At 66.0% G+C, this 20007-nt stretch carries 16 protein-coding genes and 1 pseudogene; 5 read left to right on the forward strand and 12 right to left on the reverse strand.

Going from position 1 to position 20007, the window contains the following annotated elements; translation table 11 throughout:
- Nucleotides 1-2285 (forward strand): annotated as a pseudogene (locus Q2M23_RS26970) (negative regulator of septation ring formation); the annotation flags it as partial.
- 222 nt (nt 2286-2507) lie between these two features.
- Here Q2M23_RS26970 and Q2M23_RS26975 read toward each other — a convergent pair.
- The 3 genes from Q2M23_RS26975 to Q2M23_RS26985 form a co-directional block, all read right to left on the reverse strand.
- Nucleotides 2508-3377, reverse strand: coding sequence for an MlaD family protein (locus tag Q2M23_RS26975; protein WP_028341638.1), 870 nt, complete (start codon nt 3375-3377; stop codon nt 2508-2510).
- Between the two features lie 119 nt (nt 3378-3496).
- Nucleotides 3497-4267 (reverse strand): ABC transporter ATP-binding protein, encoded by a 771-nt coding sequence (locus Q2M23_RS26980; protein WP_028338275.1) that lies wholly within the window; start codon nt 4265-4267, stop codon nt 3497-3499.
- Between the two features lie 2 nt (nt 4268-4269).
- Entirely contained in the window at nt 4270-5403 is a 1134-nt protein-coding gene (locus Q2M23_RS26985) for an ABC transporter permease (RefSeq protein WP_316397625.1), read from the reverse strand.
- Nucleotides 5404-5544: 141 nt separating this feature from the next.
- Here Q2M23_RS26985 and dgcA point away from each other — a divergent pair, with 141 nt between their 5' ends.
- The gene (gene dgcA / locus Q2M23_RS26990) at nt 5545-6546 is read left to right on the forward strand and encodes an N-acetyl-D-Glu racemase DgcA (RefSeq protein ID WP_316397626.1); all 1002 of its coding nucleotides are present in this window, start codon (nt 5545-5547) and stop codon (nt 6544-6546) included.
- Here the strand turns inward: dgcA and Q2M23_RS26995 are convergent.
- On the reverse strand, nt 6543-7715 hold the full coding sequence (locus Q2M23_RS26995) for an MFS transporter (protein ID WP_316397627.1): 1173 nt from the start codon (nt 7713-7715) through the stop codon (nt 6543-6545). The two genes, dgcA and Q2M23_RS26995, sit on opposite strands and share 4 nt — an antisense overlap.
- Nucleotides 7716-7790: 75 nt before the next feature.
- Between Q2M23_RS26995 and Q2M23_RS27000 the strand changes: the two genes are divergently transcribed.
- Nucleotides 7791-9104, forward strand: coding sequence for a hypothetical protein (locus Q2M23_RS27000; protein ID WP_316397628.1), 1314 nt, complete (start codon nt 7791-7793; stop codon nt 9102-9104).
- 140 nt (nt 9105-9244) lie between these two features.
- Here the strand turns inward: Q2M23_RS27000 and Q2M23_RS27005 are convergent, their stop codons facing one another.
- The 4 genes from Q2M23_RS27005 to thiD all read right to left on the reverse strand — a co-directional run bounded on the left by Q2M23_RS27005 (nt 9245) and on the right by thiD (nt 13291).
- Nucleotides 9245-10234: a threonine/serine dehydratase gene (locus tag Q2M23_RS27005; protein ID WP_076825738.1), complete on the reverse strand. Its 990-nt coding sequence runs from the start codon at nt 10232-10234 to the stop codon at nt 9245-9247.
- A gap of 56 nt (nt 10235-10290) precedes the next feature.
- The gene (locus tag Q2M23_RS27010; RefSeq protein WP_316397629.1) at nt 10291-11382 is read right to left on the reverse strand and encodes a glycosyltransferase family 1 protein; all 1092 of its coding nucleotides are present in this window, start codon (nt 11380-11382) and stop codon (nt 10291-10293) included.
- Nucleotides 11379-12191 (reverse strand): UDP-2,3-diacylglucosamine diphosphatase, encoded by an 813-nt coding sequence (locus Q2M23_RS27015; RefSeq protein WP_316397630.1) that lies wholly within the window; start codon nt 12189-12191, stop codon nt 11379-11381. Before Q2M23_RS27015 ends, Q2M23_RS27010 begins: the two co-directional genes overlap by 4 nt.
- A 302-nt stretch (nt 12192-12493) precedes the next feature.
- Complete coding sequence (gene thiD / locus Q2M23_RS27020; protein WP_316397631.1) at nt 12494-13291, reverse strand: bifunctional hydroxymethylpyrimidine kinase/phosphomethylpyrimidine kinase; 798 nt, start codon at nt 13289-13291, stop codon at nt 12494-12496.
- Nucleotides 13292-13486: 195 nt separating this feature from the next.
- On the opposite strand from thiD, the gene Q2M23_RS27025 reads away from it, so the two are divergent.
- A complete protein-coding gene (locus Q2M23_RS27025) occupies nt 13487-13732 on the forward strand; it encodes an Lrp/AsnC ligand binding domain-containing protein (RefSeq protein ID WP_016845986.1) in 246 nt (81 codons plus the stop codon).
- A gap of 119 nt (nt 13733-13851) precedes the next feature.
- Here the strand turns inward: Q2M23_RS27025 and Q2M23_RS27030 are convergent, their stop codons facing one another.
- The gene (locus Q2M23_RS27030; RefSeq protein WP_316397632.1) at nt 13852-14781 is read right to left on the reverse strand and encodes a cytochrome c; all 930 of its coding nucleotides are present in this window, start codon (nt 14779-14781) and stop codon (nt 13852-13854) included.
- 165 nt (nt 14782-14946) lie between these two features.
- Between Q2M23_RS27030 and Q2M23_RS27035 the strand changes: the two genes are divergently transcribed.
- Nucleotides 14947-15369 carry a CHRD domain-containing protein gene (locus Q2M23_RS27035; protein WP_076825748.1) on the forward strand — a complete coding sequence of 141 codons (423 nt, stop codon included), beginning with the start codon at nt 14947-14949 and terminating at the stop codon, nt 15367-15369.
- 106 nt (nt 15370-15475) lie between these two features.
- Here Q2M23_RS27035 and Q2M23_RS27040 read toward each other — a convergent pair whose 3' ends face one another.
- The 3 genes from Q2M23_RS27040 to murJ all read right to left on the reverse strand — a co-directional run bounded on the left by Q2M23_RS27040 (nt 15476) and on the right by murJ (nt 19994).
- Complete coding sequence (locus tag Q2M23_RS27040) at nt 15476-15922, reverse strand: c-type cytochrome (RefSeq protein ID WP_141340701.1); 447 nt, start codon at nt 15920-15922, stop codon at nt 15476-15478.
- A 104-nt stretch (nt 15923-16026) separates the two neighbouring features.
- Nucleotides 16027-18336, reverse strand: coding sequence for a xanthine dehydrogenase family protein molybdopterin-binding subunit (locus Q2M23_RS27045; RefSeq protein WP_316397633.1), 2310 nt, complete (start codon nt 18334-18336; stop codon nt 16027-16029).
- Between the two features lie 128 nt (nt 18337-18464).
- Complete coding sequence (gene murJ / locus Q2M23_RS27050) at nt 18465-19994, reverse strand: murein biosynthesis integral membrane protein MurJ (protein WP_316397634.1); 1530 nt, start codon at nt 19992-19994, stop codon at nt 18465-18467.
- Nucleotides 19995-20007 lie beyond the last annotated feature (13 nt).

Consider the following 20007-nt stretch of genomic DNA (forward strand, 5'->3'; position numbering starts at 1 on the left):
CCACGGCCAGCGCGGAGACTGCGCAGACCATCCTGGGCAGCGCCCGCGAGGCCCAGAGCTCGTTTGCGGCGACCTCCAGCGAGGCCGCAAGCCAGATCCGCGAGATCTCCGCCGAGATCGAGCGGTCACTGACCACGGCCAGCGCGGAGACTGCGCAGACCATCCTGGGCAGCGCCCGCGAGGCCCAGAGCTCGTTTGCGGCGACCTCCGCCGATGCCGCCGCCCAGATCCGCACGCTCTCGACCGATATCGAGCGCGCGCTGGGTGCGGTCACGGCCAAGACCACCGACAACATCCAGACCTCGGCGCAGAACGCGCAGGCCGCGCTGATCACCATGTCCAACGAGGTCTCGACCAAGGTCAAGACGACCTCCGCCGACATCGAACGTTCGGTGCTGTCGGCCTCCAGCGCCTTCGGCTCGGCGATGACCGGCAAGACCGACGAGATCGTCACCTATGTGCAGCAGCAGACCGAGCGTCTGTCGCAGATGGTCGACGGCCGCCGCGGCTCGCTGGTCGAGGCGCTGACCTCCAAGACCACGCAGCTGTCGAGCGACATGGATCGCGCCACCGCGGATGCGCTGAAGGCGATCGAAACCCGCGGCCTCGCCTTCTCGCAGTCGATGTCGGCCCACGGCAGCGATGTCGCGCGCAACATCACCTCGGCCGGCGATCAGGCGACCGGCGCGGTGGCGAAGTCGCTCAAGGAGCTCGAGCAGGCTTCGCGCGCGGCGATCGACCAGTCGCGCCAGGTCTCGATCTCGGCCGTCACGGAGATGCAGGAGACCAGCAAGATCCTGCGCACCGATACGGTCGCGCTGTTCGAGCGGCTGCGCGAAGGCAACATCCTCTTGCAGGAAGTGTTGACCGGCGCCCACGACAACCTCAACTCGCTGGAGCGCGCTCTGGTGACCCGCGTGGCCGACTTCGTGTCCGCCATGAACGACGTCACCTCGCGCAACGGCGTGGCAACCCAGACGCTGGAAGACCAACTGACGGTGTTCAACAGCAAGACCGGCAAGGCGCTGGAAGATCTCGGCGCGCTGTCGAGCCAGTTCGAGACCCATGGCAAGGCGCTGATCGATGCGGCTGCCGTGGTCGAGCAGGCCAACCGCTCGACGACGGCCTCCGTCAGCGAGCGCAAGTCCGCGCTGGAAGCGCTGGTCACGACCATCGACCTTCGCACCACCGATCTCGACCAGCGGCTGTCGCGCTTCACCGGGCTGCTCGATGAATCGCTCGGAGCGGCCGAGGAACGCGCCCGCGACATCGCCCGCGTGGTGGCGGAGACCGCAGGCGCCGGTTCGGCTGCGATCAGCAGGCAGTTCGAGGCGGTGCGCCAGGCGGCCGAGAACGAGCGTCAGCAGACCGTCGACGCCATGAACGACCTCTACCAGCAGAGCAATGCCGAGACCGATGCGATGTTCAAGGAATCGACGGAGAAGTTCTCCGCGATGGTCACGGCGATGAAGCAGATGGCGAGCGAGATGCAGAGCGAGCTCGAGGCCACCCGCAACGAGCTTCGCCGCGGCGTGCTCGAGATGCCGCAGGAGGCCGCCGAGAACACCGCGCAGATGCGCAAGGTGATCGTCGATCAGATCGAGGCGCTGGCCGAGCTGAACCGCATCGTCGCTCATCACGGCCGCGGACTCGACGTGGTCTCGACCAACCGCGCCAGCGTTCGCCACGAGGAGCCGGTGGTGGCTGCCGCCGGCGGCCGCGGCGATGTGCGCATGCGGGACAACGGCAACAGCGCCTCGACGCTGCCGCCGCCGGATCTCGGCATGGCGAGCTCGCGCCGCACCGAGGCCCCGCCGGTCAGCCCGGCAGGCTCCAACAACAACGGCGACGGCTGGCTGTCCGACCTGCTCAACCGCAGCGACGCACCGCCGCCTGCCCCGCAGAGCCGCGACGCCCAGCAGCGCCCGCGTCCGCAGCAGCAGCCGGTCAATCCGCTGGAGTCGCTGTCGCTCGACATCGGCCGGCTGATGGACCGCACGCTTGCGGCCGAGATGTGGGATCGCTACCAGCGCGGCGAGAACAAGGCGTTCTCCAAGCGCCTCTACACGCCGGCCGGCCAGAAGGCTTTCGATGAGGTGGCCCGCAAGTACCGCTCCGACCGCGGCTTCAAGCAGACGGTCGACCGCTACATCGCGGAGTTCGAGCGCCTGCTCGACGAAGTCGCCCGCGACGGCCGCGGCCAGCAGGAGCTGAGCAGCCACCTGACCTCGGAGACCGGGCTGGTCTACACCCTGCTCGCGCACGCCGCGGGACGGCTGGGGTAAGCCGGCAAAGTAAGCGTGTAGCGAATGGAAACGGAGGCCTCATGGCCTCCGTTTTGTTTTGGGTGGGATTGGAAAATTCGCGTCGACGAAGACTCGACAGGGTCATTCCGGGGCGATGCGAAGCACCGAGCCCGGAATCTCGAGATTCCGGGTTCGGTCCTACGGACCACCCCGGAATGACTGTGCGACCAGAGGGCAGCGAACCTGTTCGCCATTCGCCCTTTATTGCCGCCGCCGCGGCCCGGGCGCGGTCGCCGGAGCCGGCGCGGGCTCTGGTGCGGCGTTGTTGCTGCCGCCGAAGATCACCCGGCTCGGGTTGCGGTCGAAATTGTTCACGGCGCGGCTGATGTCGGACAGCGTCCTGCGGCCGTCGTTGATCAGGAGATTGGAGCGCTTGTCGAGATCCTCGGCGAGTTCGCGGATCGACTTCACCATCAGGTTCAGCTCGCTGCCATTGTTGCCGCCTGCGATCGCATTGAGGCCAAGCATCAGGCTGTCGGCCTTGCCCATCACGCCGTCGACCTTGAGCATGACGTTGTCGATCTTCTCGGAATTGCGCGCTAAGGCCTGGGTGAAGACCTCGAGATTCTTCAGCGAATTCTTCACCGACTGCTGATTGTCGGCGACGATGCGGTTGACGTTTTGCAGGGTGGCGCGGATCGCCTCGGTGACGTCCTGCAGCGCATTCGGGTCGGCGGTCAGAACCGGGATGCCATCCTCGTCCAGCGGCACCGGCGGGGCGGCCTCCTCGCCGCCCTTGAGCGAAATCGCGGCGACGCCGGTGAGACCCTGGAACTCGAGACCGACCAGGGTGTCCTTGCGGAGCGGTGCGTTGTTCTCGATCATCGCCAGCGCAACCACGCGTCGCGGGTTGTCGAGCTTCACCGAGACCACTTCCCCTATCCGAATACCGTTAAAATTGACATTGCCGCCGTTGCGCAGGCCTGACGCCGGACCTTCGAAGATCACCCGCAGGGGGCTGCGCTGCTTGGTCGTGTGCAGGCTCTGGAACCACAGCACGAAACCGAACGCGGCGGCGATCACCGCCAGCGTGAAAGCCCCGATCAAGACGTAGTTCGCCCGCGTTTCCATCAATTGCTCGCGTTAATCACTCTCGGGCCCGCGCGCAGCCAGCTGTGCTCGAGCCCATCGAATTCCCTGTTGGCGCATGATCTCGTCCGAAAATCGGCTCCAGGTTTCGGGATCATGGGCTAGGCCACAACGGCACGGGCGCGCTTGCCGTTGAAATATTGCTGCAGCCATGGATGCTGCGACGCCTTCATGTCGGCGATCGATCCTGCAGCAATGATCTTACCGTTCCCTAAAACGGCGATACGGTCGCACGCGGTGTAAAGACTGTCGAGATCGTGGGTTACCATGAAAACGGTCAGCCCCAAAGTGCGCTGCAGGGTGCGCACCAGCTCGTCAAACTCGCCGGCGCCGATCGGATCGAGACCCGAGGTCGGCTCGTCGAGAAACACGAGCTCGGGATCGAGCGCGAGTGCGCGCGCCAGCGCGACGCGCTTGATCATGCCGCCCGACAATTCCGACGGATAACGATCGGCGACTTCCGGCTTCAGCCCGACCATCACGAGTTTTGCCACCATGATCTCGTCGAGCAGCCGCTGCGAGACGCGCAGATATTCGCGCGCCGGAAACTGGATGTTCTGGCGCACCGTGAGCGAGGAGAACAGCGCGCCCTGCTGGAACAGGATGCCCCAGCGGCGCTCGACGGCACGGCGCTGCGAGGTGCTCGCGGCGTCGAGATCGACGCCGAACACTTCGATGCGGCCGGCGACCTTCGGCACGAGCCCGATGATGGTGCGCGTCAGCACCGACTTGCCGGCGCCCGAGGGCCCGACGAAGCCGAGGATCTCGCCGCGCCTGACGTCGAGGTTGAGGCCGTCGAGCACCCGCGTGTTGCCGAATTGAACGGTGATGTCGCGGACCCGGATGATGGCGTCGTTGTCCTCTTCCGCCATGATCACATCCCGATCGAGGCGAAGAAGATCGCGAACACGCCGTCCATCACGATCACGAAGAAGATTCCTTTCACCACCGATGCGGTGGTGTGCTGTCCGAGCGACTCCGCCGAACCCTGTACCGCCAGGCCTTCGACGCAGGCGACGATACCGATCACCGCCGCCATGACCGGCGCCTTGACCATGCCGACGATGAAATGGTCGATCGATATGGCATCACGAAGGCGGAGCAGGAAGGCCTCCGGATCGACGCCGCCATAGAGCCAGGCCACCAGGCCGCCGCCATAGAGCGCGGCCATCGCGCCGAGGAAGGCCAGGATCGGCAGCGCCAGCACCAGCGCCAGCATGCGCGGCAGGATCAGGACCTCGATCGGATCGAAGCCCATGGTGCGCAGCGCGTCGATCTCCTCGCGCATCTTCATCGAGCCGAGCTCGGCGGTATAGGCCGAGCCGGAGCGGCCCGCGACCATGATCGCGACCAGCAGCACGCCGATCTCGCGCAGCACCAAGACGCCCAGCATGTCGACCACGAAGATGTCGGCGCCGAACCTGCGGAAATGGAAGATGCCCTGCTGCGAGATGATGCAGCCGATCAGGAAGGTGATCAGCACCACGATCGGCACCGCGCGCCAGCATACCTGCTCGAGGTGATGCACCGTCGAGGTCAGGCGGAAGCTGCGCGGATGGATCAGCACCTTCCCGGCGGCCGCCAGCACCGCGCCGAGCATGTCGACGAGGCTGATGATGGTGCCGCCGATCCCGGCCACGGTGCGCCCGATCTGCTCGAGCATGCCTGAGATCGACAGCCGGTCGCTGACGACCCCGGGCACGGGGCCGACGCGGCGGACCTCGTCGACCAGGCTGGAATAATTGGCCGACAGGCCCGCGATCTCGGCTTCGGCGGTGGCGTCGCTGAGGCTGCGGCGCAGCCGCTCGATCAGCCAGGCGCCGAAGGTGTCGAGGTTCGCGACCTGCGACACGTCGATGAAGATGTGCGGCCGGCTGCCGCGCAGCTTCTCCGCGTCGGAGACGATCCGCTCGAGCGCAGGAGCAAAGCGGGCCGTCCAGTCGCCCGCCGCGCACAACGCCAGTCCTTCGCCTTGGGCTATCCGCTCCAGTGTCGGGTCGCCGCTCACCTTTTGCCTACCCCTCAAGCCGGCTGGCTGCCGCTAACGCTGATCTCCGGCGCTGCCGGATCGGCTTGTCGAATCTGCCGCTAACCAGCCATAGTTGGCTGCGCGTCGCAAGCTACGGTTCAGGAAATAGTAGACTTTAAAATGACTTCCACCCCATCCGGAGCGATTTCCCTGACCGGTCGGATCGAGCGCTGGCCGATCGCGGGGACCTTCACGATCAGCCGCGGCACCAAGACCGAGGCCGTCGTCGTGGTGGCCGAGTTGAGCCAGGGCGGCCTCACCGGCCGCGGCGAATGCGTACCCTACCCGCGCTATGGCGAAACGCCCGAGGCGACGCTGCAGGCGATCCAGGCCCTGCAGGCGCCGCTCGCCAATGGCATGGACCGCGTCGCCTTGCAGGCCAGGATGGCTGCCGGCGCCGCCCGCAATGCGCTGGATTGCGCACTGGCGGACCTGGAGGCCAAACGCGCCGGTAGGCGGATCTGGAACCTGCTCGGCCGGCCCGCACCGGAACCGCGCACCACCGCCTATACGATCTCGCTCGGGACGCCAGAGGCGATGGCGGAGGCCTCCGCCAAGGCCGCGCATCGTCAGTTGCTCAAGATCAAGCTCGGCGGCGACGGCGACGGCGCGCGGATCGCCGCCGTGCGCAAGGCGGCGCCTCGATCCGAGCTGATCGTCGACGCCAACGAGGCCTGGACGGAGGACAACCTCGCCGCCAATCTCGCTGCCTGCGCCGATGCCGGCGTCACCCTGATCGAGCAGCCGCTGCCGGCGGGCAAGGACGAGGCGCTGGCGCGGATCAGGCGGCCGGTTGCGGTCTGCGCCGACGAGAGCGTACACGACCGCGGCTCGCTTGCCGGCCTGCGCGGCCGCTATGACGCCGTCAACATCAAGCTCGACAAGACCGGCGGATTGACCGAAGCGCTGGCGATGGCGGATGCCGCCCGCGCGCTCGGCTTCGAGATCATGATCGGCTGCATGGTCGCGACCTCGCTCGCGATGGCGCCGGCGATGCTGATCGCGCAAGCCGCGCGCTTCGTCGATCTCGACGGCCCGTTGCTGCTGGCGAAGGATCGCGACCACGGCCTGCGCTACGAGGGCAGCCTGGTCTATCCGCCCGACGCCGCACTCTGGGGCTAATCGGTGAGACGCTTGCGCGCCAGCCACATCACGAGCCCGCCCGTGGCCGCCATCGCGGCCATCATGTCGTAGACGCCGAGCCCGAAGCGCGCATAGACCATGCCGCTGACGATCGCCGTGGTGCTCGCGACAATGCCGCCGCAGGCGGTGAGATAGCCCTGCGCGCGCGCCATCACGTGAACCGGCACGTGATGCACCATCAGGCCCATGATGCCGACCTGGGTCAGGCCGAAGCTCAGTCCATGTCCGAGCTGCACAACTGCAAGCACCGCAAGCGGCGGGTCCTGCGCGGTGATCGCCCAGCGCGCCGCGGCACTGGCGGCCGCGATCATCACCAGCACAGCCGACGGCAGCGTGAAGCGCGGCGAGGCCGCAAACAGCACGATCTCGGCGATCACGCCGAGCACCCAGAGGCAAGCGATCGTCAGGCCGCTGAAGCCGGCCTGCTGCCAGGCAATCGATGCGAAGATATAATAGGCGCCGTGGCTGCCCTGGATCAGCGCCGAGGAGACGATGATAGCGAGGAAGGTGGGATTGCGCAGCAGTTTTGGCGCGCCGGCCGCAGGTGTGGCGGCTGCCACCGGGCGGCCCAGCGGCCGCAGCGTCAACCCGACCAGCGCGCCGAGCACCGTCACGGCCGTGATGATCCAGATCAGGTCGACCTCCGCGACATAGCGGAGCAGGAAGCCGCTCAGCAGCGCGCTGACCGCGAAGGCGGCCGAGCCCCAGAGCCGCAGCGGTCCGTAGCTGAGGCCGAATTGCCTGACGCCGCGCAGCGCATAGGCGTCTGTGAGCGGCACCATTGGCGTCCAGACGCAGCAGGTCAGCGCATAGATCGCCAGCAGCACGAACGGCTGGTGCTGGGTGCCGATCACGGAAAAACCGAACGCCGTAGCGAATCCGGTGGCGATGATCGCCCCGCGCAGCATCTGGCGCCGCTCCGCCGCCGCAGTGACCAGCGGCAGCACGGTGAAGCGCGTCACCGGCGGCACCGCGGTGATGATGCCGATCCAGGTGGCGTCGATGCCGACCGCCTTCAGCCACACCGTGAAAAACGGCAGGTGAACCCCGGTCATGCCGAACAGCGTGGCATAGAATGCCGCAAGGCTGCGCGCGAATCGCCGCGATGCAACCTTTGCTGCAATGGGGATTTGTGATTCGGAAGACATCAATTCAATTGCGATTCGCGCGATATCGTGGTGATCGTTAGCGTAACGCGCAGTGATTTGCGCGGAGAGATTGTGATGGCCGAAGAAGCATTCGCCCTGTCGCCGATATCCGCCCGCGCGGCCCTGCCGAGCGAGGAGGACTATGCCGCGATCAGCGCGGCCTTCATGGAGACCTCGCGGGGCCGCTGGTTCCTCGGCGAATACGCCAAGCGCAACCGCAATGCCGATACCCGCATGGTGCTCGATGCCGTGGCGCGGATCGAGGAAAGCCTCAGCGCGCAGCGGCAAGCCGCCGCCGCGGCGATCAGGGACGAGCAACTGGCGCAGGCGCTGGCCGCCCTGCGCGGCGCAATCGAAGCTACCCAGGCCTCCGCCATCGCCGCGCTCGAGGGCATCAGCTTCGAGCAGAGCCTCGCACCGGTGCGCAAGGGCGTGCGGGTGATCAGGGAGATCTCCTGGCGGCTGCGCGAGATCGGCAATGACGGCCGGATCTGCGACATCATCGATTCGCAGGTCAGCGCGATCGAGGCCGGTGCTGCCGAGGTCTCGATCGACGATGCCAAGGCTGTGCTGGATGCCGCCTTCGCGGTGCTGGCGCGCCGGCTCAGCGAATTCGATCCGGACAAGCAGGCGGCGCCCGCGGCAGAACCTGATGTGGCCGAAGCACCGGTGGCGGAGGCGCCTGTCACGGAACCGCCCGCCTCTGCTCCCTCGCCGCAACCAGTGGCGGAAAGCGCTGCGCCCGACGCGACTGTCGCGGCCACACCGCCGGGGCCGCCTCAGGAAGCCGCTGCGACGCCGCCCGCCGAAGCTGCGATGCCTGCAGCTACGCCGAGCATTGATGTTGCCGCGGCCGTGATGCCGCAGCCGAGCGAAGCCTGGCTCAAGGCTGAAGCCGCGTTGGCCGAAGCCGAGGCCGCGGAACTCGCCCGCGTCACCGACGAGACGGCGGCCGACGCCCATGACGAGGCGGTGCTCGACCTGATCGCGATGGAGATGGGCGCGCCCGATCCGATCGACGAAGAGGCGATCGCGGAGGAAATGCGCGCCGCCGAGGAGATGCGCGTCGCTGAGGCGATGGCGGCCGAGCCCGAAATGGTTGCGCCGGCCATTCAGCCCGAGCCCGCACCGGCGCCCGCGCCGAAGGTCGAGGTCAGGGCCGAAGTCAAGATCGAGCCGGTGGCTGTGGCGCCGATTGCCGAAACTCTGGTGATGCCGCCGCCTCTCCCGCCCGCCGTTGAGCCGGCCTCTGCGCCCGCAGCAGAGATCTCACTCGGTTCGACCATCATCGCCAGCGGCCTTCTGAAAAGGCCAAGCGTCGCGGCCAACGATCCACTCGCGCCGATCCGCCGCATGAGCCAGGCCGAGAAGATCGCGTTCTTCTCGTAACCTCGACCGTTCATATCCTGTCATTGCCGGGCTTGACCCGCGCACGACGAGTGGCGCGCGAAGCATTCATGTCCCATGGACCTGCGCACGCAACGCGAGCCAGCTCATGTACCGCGGCAGCATCTATACCTAACCCGGTGTCAGGCAACGAGTTTCGCGAACAGGTCGGCGTCGACATTGCCGCCCGACAGCACGATGACGACGTTCTTGCCCTTGGCATCGATCCGCCCGGCGAGCAGCGCGGCGAGCCCGACCGCGCCGCCGGGCTCGACCACGAGCTTGAGCTCGCGATAGGCAAAGGCGACGGCGGCGCCGACCTCGTCGTCGGAGGCGCTGACGCCATTCGCGAGCAGCTTGCTGTTGATGGCGAAGGTCAGTTCGCCCGGCATCATCGCCATCAGCGCATCGCAGATGGTGCGCGGCGCAACCGCATGCGCCTCGCGATGGCCGACCTTGAGCGAAAGGGCGTGATCGTCATAGCCCGCGGGCTCGGCGACGATCACCTGGGCCTGCGGATATTTCGCCTTCACCGCGGTCGCAACACCCGCGATCAATCCGCCGCCTGAAGCCGGTGCGACCACGATGTCGGGTGTCAGTCCGAGCGCAGCCATGTCCTCGGCAATCTCGCGGCCGGCGGTGCCCTGGCCCGCGATCACGAAGGGATCGTCGTAGGGGCGCACCAAGGTCGCGCCGCGCTTGCCGGCAATGCCGTTGGCGATCGCCTCGCGGTCGTCGCGATCGCGGTCGTAGAGCACGACTTCGGCGCCATAGGATTTGGTGCGCTCGCGCTTGGTGATCGGCGAGTCCGCAGGCATCACGATGGTCGCCTGCATGTTGAGGATCTTGGCGGCCGCAGCGACGCCCTGGGCGTGGTTGCCCGAGGAGAACGCGACGACGCCGCCGCTCCGCTTGTCCTGCGGGATCGAGGCGAGCTTGTTGAAGGCGCCGCGAAACTTGAACGATCCGGTCCGCTGCAGCATTTCGGGCTTGAGGAAGACCTGGCTGCCGACGCGTTCGTTGAGAACGGGGAAGGTCAGGAGCGGCGTGCGCACCGCGAACGGCGCGACCACCCTTGCGGCGGCATCGATGTCCGCGGCAGCGACGGGTGGATTGAGAACGGTGTCCGTCATTCGCGATTTGTATCGCGGCGCCGGGCTGGCGGGCAAGACGCTTTAGCGTGACCTGACTAGCGTGAGGTGGGCTGGGTCGCCGGCAGGGCCACAAAATGGTGCTCTTCGGCACCGAATTCGAGCGCCTCCCCCTCGCCGTCCGGCGGCGCGGGGCGGACATTCATGCAGCGATCGATGAACACCCGGGCCGACGCCTGCCAGGTGTGGAGCGCGGCAAAGTCGACGCAGGCCTGCCGCGGGATGCTGAGCGCCTCCAGGCAGGCATGGCGCAGATCTTCGTCGAGCACGCCGACCGGCGCCGCGCCGATCACGTCGCGGGGACCGGTGACCGGAAAAGCGGCAACCGGCAGGCCGCTCGCCAATGCTTCAAGCAGCACCAGACCAAACGTATCGGTACGGCTCGGGAAAACGAACACATCGGCCGCGGCGTAGATCTCAGCCAATTCTTCCCCATGACGGGCGCCGAGGAACACAGCGTCCGGATATTTCCGCTCCAGCGCCGCCCGCGCCGGGCCGTCGCCGACCACGACCTTGGTTCCCGGCAGATCGAGATCGAGGAAGGCCGCGAGATTCTTCTCCACTGCCACCCGGCCGACGCTGAGATAGACCGGCTGCGGCAGGCAGAGATCGACGTCGCGCGGATGGAACAGCGCGGTATCGACGCCGCGCGACCACAGCACCACGTTGCGGAAGCCGCGCTGACGCAACTCGGCCGCCAGCGCCGGGGTCGCCGCCATCACCGCCCGGCTCGGCCGGTGGAACCAGCGCAATGCGCGCCACACCCAGGCTTCCGGGACAGGCGTCCGCGCCGAGACGTATTCGGGGAAGCGGGTATGGAAGCTCGTCGTGAACGGCAGGCCGCGCTTGCGGCAATAGCGGCGCACCGCAAGCCCGATCGGGCCCTCGGTCGCGATATGGATGCTGTCGGGCCTCGCCGCCTCGATCAGACTTGCGACCTTGGCCCGGTAGGGCAGCGCCAGCCGGAGATCGCGATAGCTCGGCATCGCGAAGGTGCGGAACTCGTCCGGCGTCAGGAAGCTCACCTCGACGCCGAGCGATTTCGCCGCCTGTGCCATCATGGTCAGCGTGCGGACAACCCCGTTGACCTGGGGATGCCACGCATCGGTCGCGACCAGGATATGCGTCATGCAGCGCGTGCCGTCACTCGCGGAACCGGCGCGATCCGGCGCACCGGGTCGGTCCAGGTGATGATCTCGAAATGGCCGTCCTCGTGCTCGGCGAGCGCGGTGCAGCTCTCCACCCAGTCGCCGCAATTCATGTAGCGGATGCCGTGCTCGTCATGAATCGTCGCGTAGTGGATGTGGCCGCAGATCACGCCGTCGCAGCCGTGGCGCCGCGCCTCGCCGGCAAGCGTCGCCTCGAACGCGCCAATATAGTTCACCGCCTTCTTGACCTTCAGCTTGGCCCATTGCGACAGCGACCAGTACGGCACGCCGAAGATCTTGCGGAAGAAGTTGACGAAGCGATTCATCTGGATCGCGAAATCGTAGGCCTTGTCGCCGAGATGGGCGAGCCAGCGCGCGTTCTGCACCACGAGATCGAAAATGTCGCCGTGGATCACGAGGTAGCGCTTGCCGTCGGCGCCGGTGTGAACGGTGTTCTCCACCACGTCGATGCCGCCGAAATGCGTGCCGTAATATTTGCGCAGGAACTCGTCGTGGTTGCCCGGGACGTAGATCACCTTGGCGCCCTTGCGCGCCTTGCGCAGCATCTTCTGCACGAAATCATTATGGGTCTGCGGCCAGTACCAGTTCGACTTCAGCGCCCAGCCGTCGACAATATCACCAACGAGGTAGATCGTGTCGGCATCGTGAGAACGGAGGAAGTCGAGCAGGCGGTCGGCTTGCGAACCGCGGGCTCCGAGATGGACATCGGAGATAAACAAAGTGCGAAAGTGCCGCTCGGGACTTTCTTCACTCAAGGAGTCACTTCCCATGCCTGTGCACCTAACAGATTCCTGTGACAAGGCGATGACGATCCCCGCGACCCAAGGCCCCACAAACAGTTAACGAGAATCAGCAGTACGCCGCTTCTCTGCGGATAACAGCAGCATGCGACAATCTGGCGACATCGGCGGTCGCGGCTGTGGGGAAGAGGCGTTGTGTTGCCTGCACAGCGCGATGGAACAGCGAAGCGATCGAATGCGTAGCCCGGATGGAGCGAAGCGCAATCCGGGTCCTGCATCCGCGGATGAACTGGTCCCGGATTTCGCTGCGCTCCATCCGGGCTACAAGAGCGTCAGTAATATTTGTGAAAGTGATGCACCGGCCCATGGCCGTGGCCGACGGCGAAGCGATCGGCTTCGGCGATCGCCTGCGTGATCCAGGCCTTGGCGTTGCGCACCGAGGTCTCCATGCTCTCGCCCTTCGCGAGCCCTGCGGCGATTGCCGAGGACAGCGAGCAGCCGGTGCCATGCGTATTGGCGGTCGCAATCCGCGGCGCAGCCAGCGCGATGCTGTGCTCGGCGTCGATCAGATAGTCGATGCTCTCGGCGCCGTGCCCATGGCCGCCCTTGACCAGCACCGCGCGACATCCCATTGCCAGCAATCGCTTGCCTTGTCGCTCGACGTCGGCCTCGCTTGAGGCAACCGGCTCGTTCAAGAGCGCCGCCGCTTCCGGCAGGTTCGGCGTGATTAGCGAGGCCAGCGGAAACAGCAGGACCTTCAGCGCATCGACCGCCTCGGCGGCAAGCAGCCGATCACCGGAGGTTGCGACCATCACCGGATCGAGCACGACATGGCGCGGCGCCCAGCGCCTCAGCCCATCGGCGATCACAGCGATCGTGTCGGCCTGTGCCACCATGCCGATCTTGACCGCGCCGACCTCGAGGTCGGAGAACACCGCATCGATCTGGGCGGTGACGAATGACGCGGGCACCGGATGGATGCCGCTGACCCCCGTGGTGTTCTGCGCGGTCAGCGCCGTGATCGCGGAGGCGCCATAGACCCCGAGCGCGGCAAAGCTCTTGAGGTCGGCCTGGATGCCCGCCCCGCCCGAGGAGTCCGAGCCGGCAATGGTGAGCGCGACAGGCGTCATCTTGCAGCACCGGCGGTTGATACGAATGAGACCATCACGAACAAGACCATGGCCTGTCCTAGCCCGGCCGCCGATCGGCAGCAAGTTCGCCTGACTTTACCGCAAGTTGGCCTCACCTTGACCCCCTGCCTCGCCCCCTTGCCTTGGCCGCCCGTTTTGGGCCTATAGTCGCGGAAATCCCCGGAGACGACTTTGATGGTTCCTTTCTTCGTCCAGATCAAATGCAAGCTCGGCCAGTCCTACACCGTCGCCAACGCACTGGCGGAGGCCGAGATTGCGTCCGAGATCTATTCCACCGCGGGCAATTACGACCTCCTGGTCAAGTTCTACGTCGACCACGACACCGACATCGGCCATTTCATCAACGAGAAGGTTCAGGTGATCCCGGGCATCCAGGACACCCTCACCATCATCACCTTCAAGGCGTTCGGCGCGAAGTAGGACGCGCCCGCGAGAGCATGATGAGATCAGGTCGAGCTTGAACGGTCGAAAGTTCACCTCTTCCTTGGGAGAGGTGAACCGAAACCGCGGCGAGCCGATTCAACCAAACCCATCCCGCTTTACAATTCCTTCTCCTTCTTGACCGGCTTCGGCGGTCCCTCGACCGGCGGCAGCGACTTGATGTACTCGGCGATCGCGTCGCGGTCGGACGACGACAGTCGCGAGGTGTTGCGGATCACGCGCACCATCGACCCACCGGCCGAGTCGCCGTCCGGCGTCTGGCCGCTCTCGAGGAAATAGGCGATATCCTTCACACTCCAGTCCGAGATCCCCCTCGGCGTGATGTTGGGCACCCAGCCTTCGCCCTCCGGATTCGGACCACCGGCGAAGCGCTGCGCGGTGACGATGCCGCCGAGGACATTGCGCGGGCTGTGGCACTCGGCGCAATGGCCGAAGCTGTTGACGAGATAGGCGCCGCGGTACCAATGCGCCGAGCGGCTTGCATCCGCGATGAACGGCTTGCCGTTCATGAACAGGAATTTCCAGACCCCGACATTGCGCCTGATGTTGAAGGGAAACGGCAAATCGTGGTCGCGCACCTTGCCGGCGACCGGCGGCAAGGTCTTCAGATAGGCGAACAGGTCGCGCACATCGCTGACCCTGGCGTGCTGATAGGACGGATACGGAAACGCCGGGAAATAGTGCGCGCCCGATGGCGAGGTGCCCTTCATGACCGCGGTGACGAAATCGGCCTCGCTCCAGCGGCCGATGCCGTCGTTCGGGTCGGACGAGATGTTCGGCGCGTAGAAGGTGCCAAATGGCGAGGGGATCGCGAGCCCGCCGCCGAGCTTCGTGCGGTCGTCCTGCTTCGGCACGGCATGGCAGGAGGAACATCCCCCGGCATTGAACGTTGTGAGGCCGTTGGCCAGGTCTGGCTGATAGGCAGGCAGCGCGTCGGCGGCAACGGTCGTGGGGATCGTCAGCCACCAGAACACGCCAAAGCCGATTGCGCCGGCCAGAATCGCCAGGAGGAAAATTCGTCGCAGCATTCACCGATCCGTCATTGGTCGCGTCAATTCATGGACCAGTATGATGGCAACCAGTCGGACAAGCTCGCATCAAATTTGCCGCACCCACGATCATTTGGGGAATAAATCCGAAAAGCTGCTGTTTGAAGATTGCAACCATCCTGTGACGTCAAAGGGGAGAGAACCATGTCGAACAAGACCTTGCTTGCCACGCTGACGCTCGGCGCCGCCATCGCCTTCGCCGGTCCGGCCTTTGCCGAGAAGTTCACGGCGAAGCTGGATGGCAAGAGCGAAGTGCCGCCGAATACCAGCGCCGCCACCGGCACCGCCGACATCGACTACGATGCCGCCAGCAAGAAGCTGAGCTGGAAGCTGACCTATTCCGGCCTGTCGGGTCCGGCTACCGCCGCGCATTTCCACGGCCCCGCCGAGGCCGGCAAGAATTCCGGTGTCGCAGTCGCGATCCCGAACGCGACGTCGAGCCCGGTCGAAGGCAGCGCCACGCTGACCGACGCGCAGGCCGCCGATCTGCTCGCCGGCAAGTACTATGTCAACGTCCACACTGCGGCCAATCCGGGCGGCGAGATCCGCGGCCAGGTGACCAAATAACAAGTGACGAAGTAATCGTTCGCGACGCAACGCCAACAAGAAACGGCCGACACAAAAAAGGGCGGACGCCCTAAAGCGTCCGCCCTTTTCGTTGATGGAATGGCGATCAGCCCTTCTTGACGCGATAGGTCTCGTGGCAGCCGCCGCACTGCTTGCCGATCACGCCCAGCTCGGCCTTCAGCGTATCGACGTCCTTGATCTTGCCCTTGGCATCGGTGACGACCTTCGCGAAGCTCGCGGACTGCTGCGCGAAGCCCGCCTTGTCTTCCCAGATTTTCGGCGAAGGGGCGTAATCGCCTTCCAGCTTGACGCCTTTCATGCTCTCGGGGAACAGCGTCGGAAGCTGCTTGGCGGTATCCTCGAACTGGGCCAGCGCGGCATTGACGGTCGCCTGGTCGTAGGGCTTTTCGCCCTTGATGATTGCCGACAGCGCACCCGCATTCTTGCCATTGTCCTTCATCATGGCCTGGGTCTTCTTGACTTGATCCTGCTGTGCAACGACTGCACCGGCACCGAACGCCAGCACCGCAGCAACGACGACAATCCGCTTCATCGGCAAAACCCCTCAATTCCGCTCTGTCCCGGTCCGCGGGTCTGCGGCCGGCCTGGTTTGCAAAACACCGCAGACGGAATCTTCATTCCGCCTGCGACAATTTATCAGAGATTATGGCGGCGCTGCGCCTCGCGGATCGCGATCCAGACCCGTTCCGGCGTGGCAGGCATGTCGATGTGGTCGATCTTGTACTCGCGATGCAGCCCCTCGACGATCGCGTTGACGACCGCCGGGCACGAGCCGATCGCGCCGGCCTCGCCCGCGCCCTTCACGCCCATTGGGTTGGTCGTGCAGGGCACGTTATGGGTCTCGAACACGAAGGACGGCCCGTCGGAGGCGCGCGGCAGCGCATAGTCCATGAACGTGCCGGTGACGAGCTGACCGTCGGTCGGGCTGTACACCGCCTGCTCCATCAGCGCCTGCCCGATGCCCTGCATCGCGCCGCCGTGAACCTGGCCCGCCAGCATCAGCGGATTGAGCGTGACGCCGAAATCGTCGACGATGACGTAGCTGACGATCTTGATGATGCCGGTTGAGGGATCGATCTCGACCTCGGCGAGATGGGTGCCGTTCGGATAGGTGCCGTCGGCGCTGGCGAAGGTCGCGCTCGCATTCATCTTCGACGTATCGCCGCCGGGACGTTTGGCGAGATCGGCAAAGCTGATCGAGCGGTCGGTGCCGGCGATGCGGATGCGGCCGTCGGCGATTTCTAGGTCGCCGGCGCCGGCTTCCAGCGCATGCGCCGCAAGCTCCTTCAGCTTGTTGCCGAGATCATGCGTCGCCCGCTGCACGCTGACGCCGCCGGACGGAATCGATGCCGAGCCGCCGGTGCCGAGGCCGGTCGCGATCTTGTCGGTATCGCCCTGCAGCACATGGACGCGCTCGGGCGGCACGCCGAACTGCTCGGCGACGATCTGCGCATAGGCGGTCTGGTGGCCCTGTCCGCTCGACTGCGTGCCGATCAGGACCGAGATATCGCCATTGGGATCGAGCGCCACGTTGGCGGTCTCCTCGCCCATGGTGCCGCAGACCTCGACATAGCTTGCCATGCCGATGCCTCGCACCAGGCCGTCCTTCCTGGCGGCCTTGGCGCGCTTCGGAAATTCCTTCCAGTTGGCAATCTCCATCGCGCGCTTCATATGCGCGACGAAGTCGCCGGAGTCGTAGACCTTGCCGGTCGCGGTCGTGTAGGGCAGCGACTTCGGCGGAATGAAATTCTTCCGCCGGATGGCGTCCGGCGTCATGCCGAGCTTGCGCGCGGCGGCATCGACCAGGCGCTCGATGACATAGGCGGCCTCCGGGCGGCCGGCGCCGCGATAGGCATCGACCGGCACCGTGTTGGTGAACACGGTGCGGACCCGGCAGTGGAAGGCCTGGATGTCGTAGAGGCCCGGCAGCATGCCGGCGCCGCCATGCGGGATGTAAGGCGCGAAGGTCGAGAGATAGGCGCCCATGTCGCCCATCAGGTCGACATCCATGCCGAGGAATTTGCCGTCCTCGGCGAGCGCCATCTTCGCGGTGGTGAGATTGTCGCGGCCCTGCGCGTCGCCCATGAAATGGTCGGAGCGCTCGGCCGTCCATTTGATGCTCTTCTTGAGCTTGCGCGCGGCCACCGAGATCAGCGCATATTCGCGATAGGGAAACAGCTTGGTGCCGAAGCCGCCGCCGACATCCGGGCAGATCACCCGCATGTTCTCCTTCGGCATCTTCAGGACCATGTCGCAGAGGATCTCGCGCAGGCGGTGGCTGCCCTGGCTGCCGATCGTCAGCGTCAGATGATCCTTCTTGGCGTCGTATTCGGCGACCGCGGCGCGCGTCTCCATAAAATTTGTGATGACGCGCGGATTGACGATGGTGATCTCGGCCACCGCATGCGCCTTGGCGAACGCGTCCTCGGCGGCCTTCTTGTCGCCGATCGAGACGTCGAACAGCACATTGCCAGGCTTGTCCGGCCAGACCTGCGGCGCGTCCTTCTTCACCGCATTGACGAGGCCGACCGCCGCCGGCAGCGGCGTCCATTTGACGTCGATCGCCTCGATCGCGTCACGGGCATGATCGACGGTGTCGGCGACCACAAAGGCCACCGCGTCGCCGACATGGCGCACCTCGTCCTTGGCGAGGATCGGATAAGGCGGTGCGGTGAACGGATCGGTTTCGAGATTGAACAGGCACGGCAGGCCGCCGAGTTCGGCGACGTCGGCGGCGGTCAGGATCAGCGCCACGCCGGGCATGCCGCGGGCCTTGCCGGCATCGATCGTGTAGGTCGCGTGCGCGTGCGGCGAGCGCAGCATCAGCGCGTGCAATGCGGGAGACGGTGCAACGTCGTCGGTGTAGCGGCCCTTGCCGCGAATCAGAGCGTCGTCCTCCTTGCGCCGCACACTTTGTCCGACGCCGAATTTGATGGGAGCTGCCATCGTCTCTCCAATTGCCTTGGTGTGTTTTGCGCATATTGGCGTGGTTGTCGCCGAAGCGCAAACCGCTTTCCACAGCGCGCGGCGCTATCACACAGCGGCCTCCTATGCATTTGATTTGACAGGTAAAACTATACGCGGCGGAGCGCGAACAGCCAGCCGCGGCCGAACAGCATGAGGATCAGGAGGGCGTAGACGAAGACGCCGACCGCAATCAGCAGCAGCAGGATCAGTTCGTCGCGAAAGATCTGCATCGGCGCGAACCACACATAAGCGAAATGCGAGGTCAGCCACAGTGCGACCGCGAGCAGCACGCCGCACAGCGCGAAGGTGCCGAACGAGCGGATCAGCGCGCGATCGAGCGCGAGGTAGCCGCGGCGCACGGCAAACGTCAGCACCAGCAGCAGATTGACCCAGGCCCCGACCGCGGTCGCGAGCGCGAGGCCGACCTGCGCCAGCGTGCCGACCAGCGCGATCTTCAGCGCGACGTTGACCGCGACCCCGGTCAGCGCCGCTTTCACCGGGGTTGCGGTGTCCTTGCGAGCGTAGAAGGTCGCGACCGCGCTGCGGATCATCACGAAGGGAATGAGCCCCACCGCATAGGCCGCGAGCGTGGCCCCGGCGCTTGCCGCATCGGCCTTGGAGAACGCGCCGCGGGCGAACATCGCGCGCATGATCGGATCGGCGACCGTCAGGAACGCCGCCACGAACGGCACCGAGAACAGCAGCGTGAAATCGAAGGCGCGGCGCTGCGCGGCCATCGCGCCGGCGTGATCGTCGGCGCTCAGGCGCCGCGACATCTCCGGCAGCAGCACGGTGCCGATCGCGATCCCGATCACGCCGATCGGCAATTGATTGAGGCGGTCGGCATAATACAGCGCCGACAGCGCGCCGGCGGGCAGGAAGGTCGCGATGATGGTGTCGGCGAACAGCGCCACCTGGGTGCCCATCGAGCCCAGCGTCGCCGGTCCCAGCGCGCGGAAGAAGCCGCGAACGTCCTCGTCGAGCTTCAACGGCGCGAACCGCGGCAGGCCGCCATGGCGCGCGAGGTCGCCAGCGAGCAGGAAGAATTGCAGGAAGCCCGAGATCAAGACGCCCCAGGCCGCGGCATGGCCCGCGCTCGGGAAGAACGCCGCGAGCGCCAGCGTCATCATCATGGCGAGGTTGAGGAAAATCGGCGCCGCGGCAGCGCTGGCGAAGCGATGCATCACATTGAGCATGCCGCCATAGAGCGTCACCAGCGTGATCAGCAGCAGATAGGGAAAGGTGATCCGCGTCAGCTCGATCGCGAGCTTGCGCTGCGCCGCGTCCTCGGTGAAGCCCGGCGCGAGGATGCTCATCGCCTGCGGCATGAACGCCATCGCCACGACAAGCAGGATCACCTGCGAGGCGAACAGCAGCGTGAAGATGCGGTCGGCGAACAGCCGCGCCGACGCCTCGCCGCGCTCGCCATGGACATGGGCATAGGCCGGCACGAACGCGGCGTTGAAGGCGCCTTCGGCAAAGATCGCGCGGAAATGATTGGGCAGCCGCAGCGCCACGAAGAAGGCGTCGGCAACCGGCCCGGCACCGAGGATCGCCGCGAGCATGATGTCGCGCGCGAACCCGGTGACCCGCGATAGCAGGGTATAGCCGCCGACGGTGAAGATGCGTCCAAGCATGCGCTGCTTCTAG

This window comes from Bradyrhizobium sp. 33ap4, from assembly GCF_032654765.1.
In the GTDB taxonomy this organism is placed as follows: Bacteria; Pseudomonadota; Alphaproteobacteria; order Rhizobiales; family Xanthobacteraceae; genus Bradyrhizobium; species Bradyrhizobium australafricanum.

Excerpts from the sequence above, each read along its gene's own strand:
- Q2M23_RS26995 (WP_316397627.1), bottom strand. The coding sequence starts at position 7,715 with ATGTCTTCCGAATCACAAATCCCCATTGCAGCAAAGGTTGCATCGCGG.
- thiD (WP_316397631.1), bottom strand. The coding sequence starts at position 13,291 with ATGACGCCTGTCGCGCTCACCATTGCCGGCTCGGACTCCTCGGGCGGG.
- Q2M23_RS26980 (WP_028338275.1), bottom strand. The coding sequence starts at position 4,267 with ATGGCGGAAGAGGACAACGACGCCATCATCCGGGTCCGCGACATCACC.
- murJ (WP_316397634.1), bottom strand. The coding sequence starts at position 19,994 with ATGCTTGGACGCATCTTCACCGTCGGCGGCTATACCCTGCTATCGCGG.
- Q2M23_RS27005 (WP_076825738.1), bottom strand. The coding sequence starts at position 10,234 with ATGACGGACACCGTTCTCAATCCACCCGTCGCTGCCGCGGACATCGAT.
- Q2M23_RS27025 (WP_016845986.1), top strand. The coding sequence starts at position 13,487 with ATGGTTCCTTTCTTCGTCCAGATCAAATGCAAGCTCGGCCAGTCCTAC.
- dgcA (WP_316397626.1), top strand. The coding sequence starts at position 5,545 with ATGACTTCCACCCCATCCGGAGCGATTTCCCTGACCGGTCGGATCGAG.
- Q2M23_RS27045 (WP_316397633.1), bottom strand. The coding sequence starts at position 18,336 with ATGGCAGCTCCCATCAAATTCGGCGTCGGACAAAGTGTGCGGCGCAAG.
- Q2M23_RS27030 (WP_316397632.1), bottom strand. The coding sequence starts at position 14,781 with ATGCTGCGACGAATTTTCCTCCTGGCGATTCTGGCCGGCGCAATCGGC.
- Q2M23_RS27040 (WP_141340701.1), bottom strand. The coding sequence starts at position 15,922 with ATGAAGCGGATTGTCGTCGTTGCTGCGGTGCTGGCGTTCGGTGCCGGT.
- Q2M23_RS27035 (WP_076825748.1), top strand. The coding sequence starts at position 14,947 with ATGTCGAACAAGACCTTGCTTGCCACGCTGACGCTCGGCGCCGCCATC.
- Q2M23_RS27010 (WP_316397629.1), bottom strand. The coding sequence starts at position 11,382 with ATGACGCATATCCTGGTCGCGACCGATGCGTGGCATCCCCAGGTCAAC.
- Q2M23_RS26975 (WP_028341638.1), bottom strand. The coding sequence starts at position 3,377 with ATGGAAACGCGGGCGAACTACGTCTTGATCGGGGCTTTCACGCTGGCG.
- Q2M23_RS27000 (WP_316397628.1), top strand. The coding sequence starts at position 7,791 with ATGGCCGAAGAAGCATTCGCCCTGTCGCCGATATCCGCCCGCGCGGCC.
- Q2M23_RS27015 (WP_316397630.1), bottom strand. The coding sequence starts at position 12,191 with ATGGGAAGTGACTCCTTGAGTGAAGAAAGTCCCGAGCGGCACTTTCGC.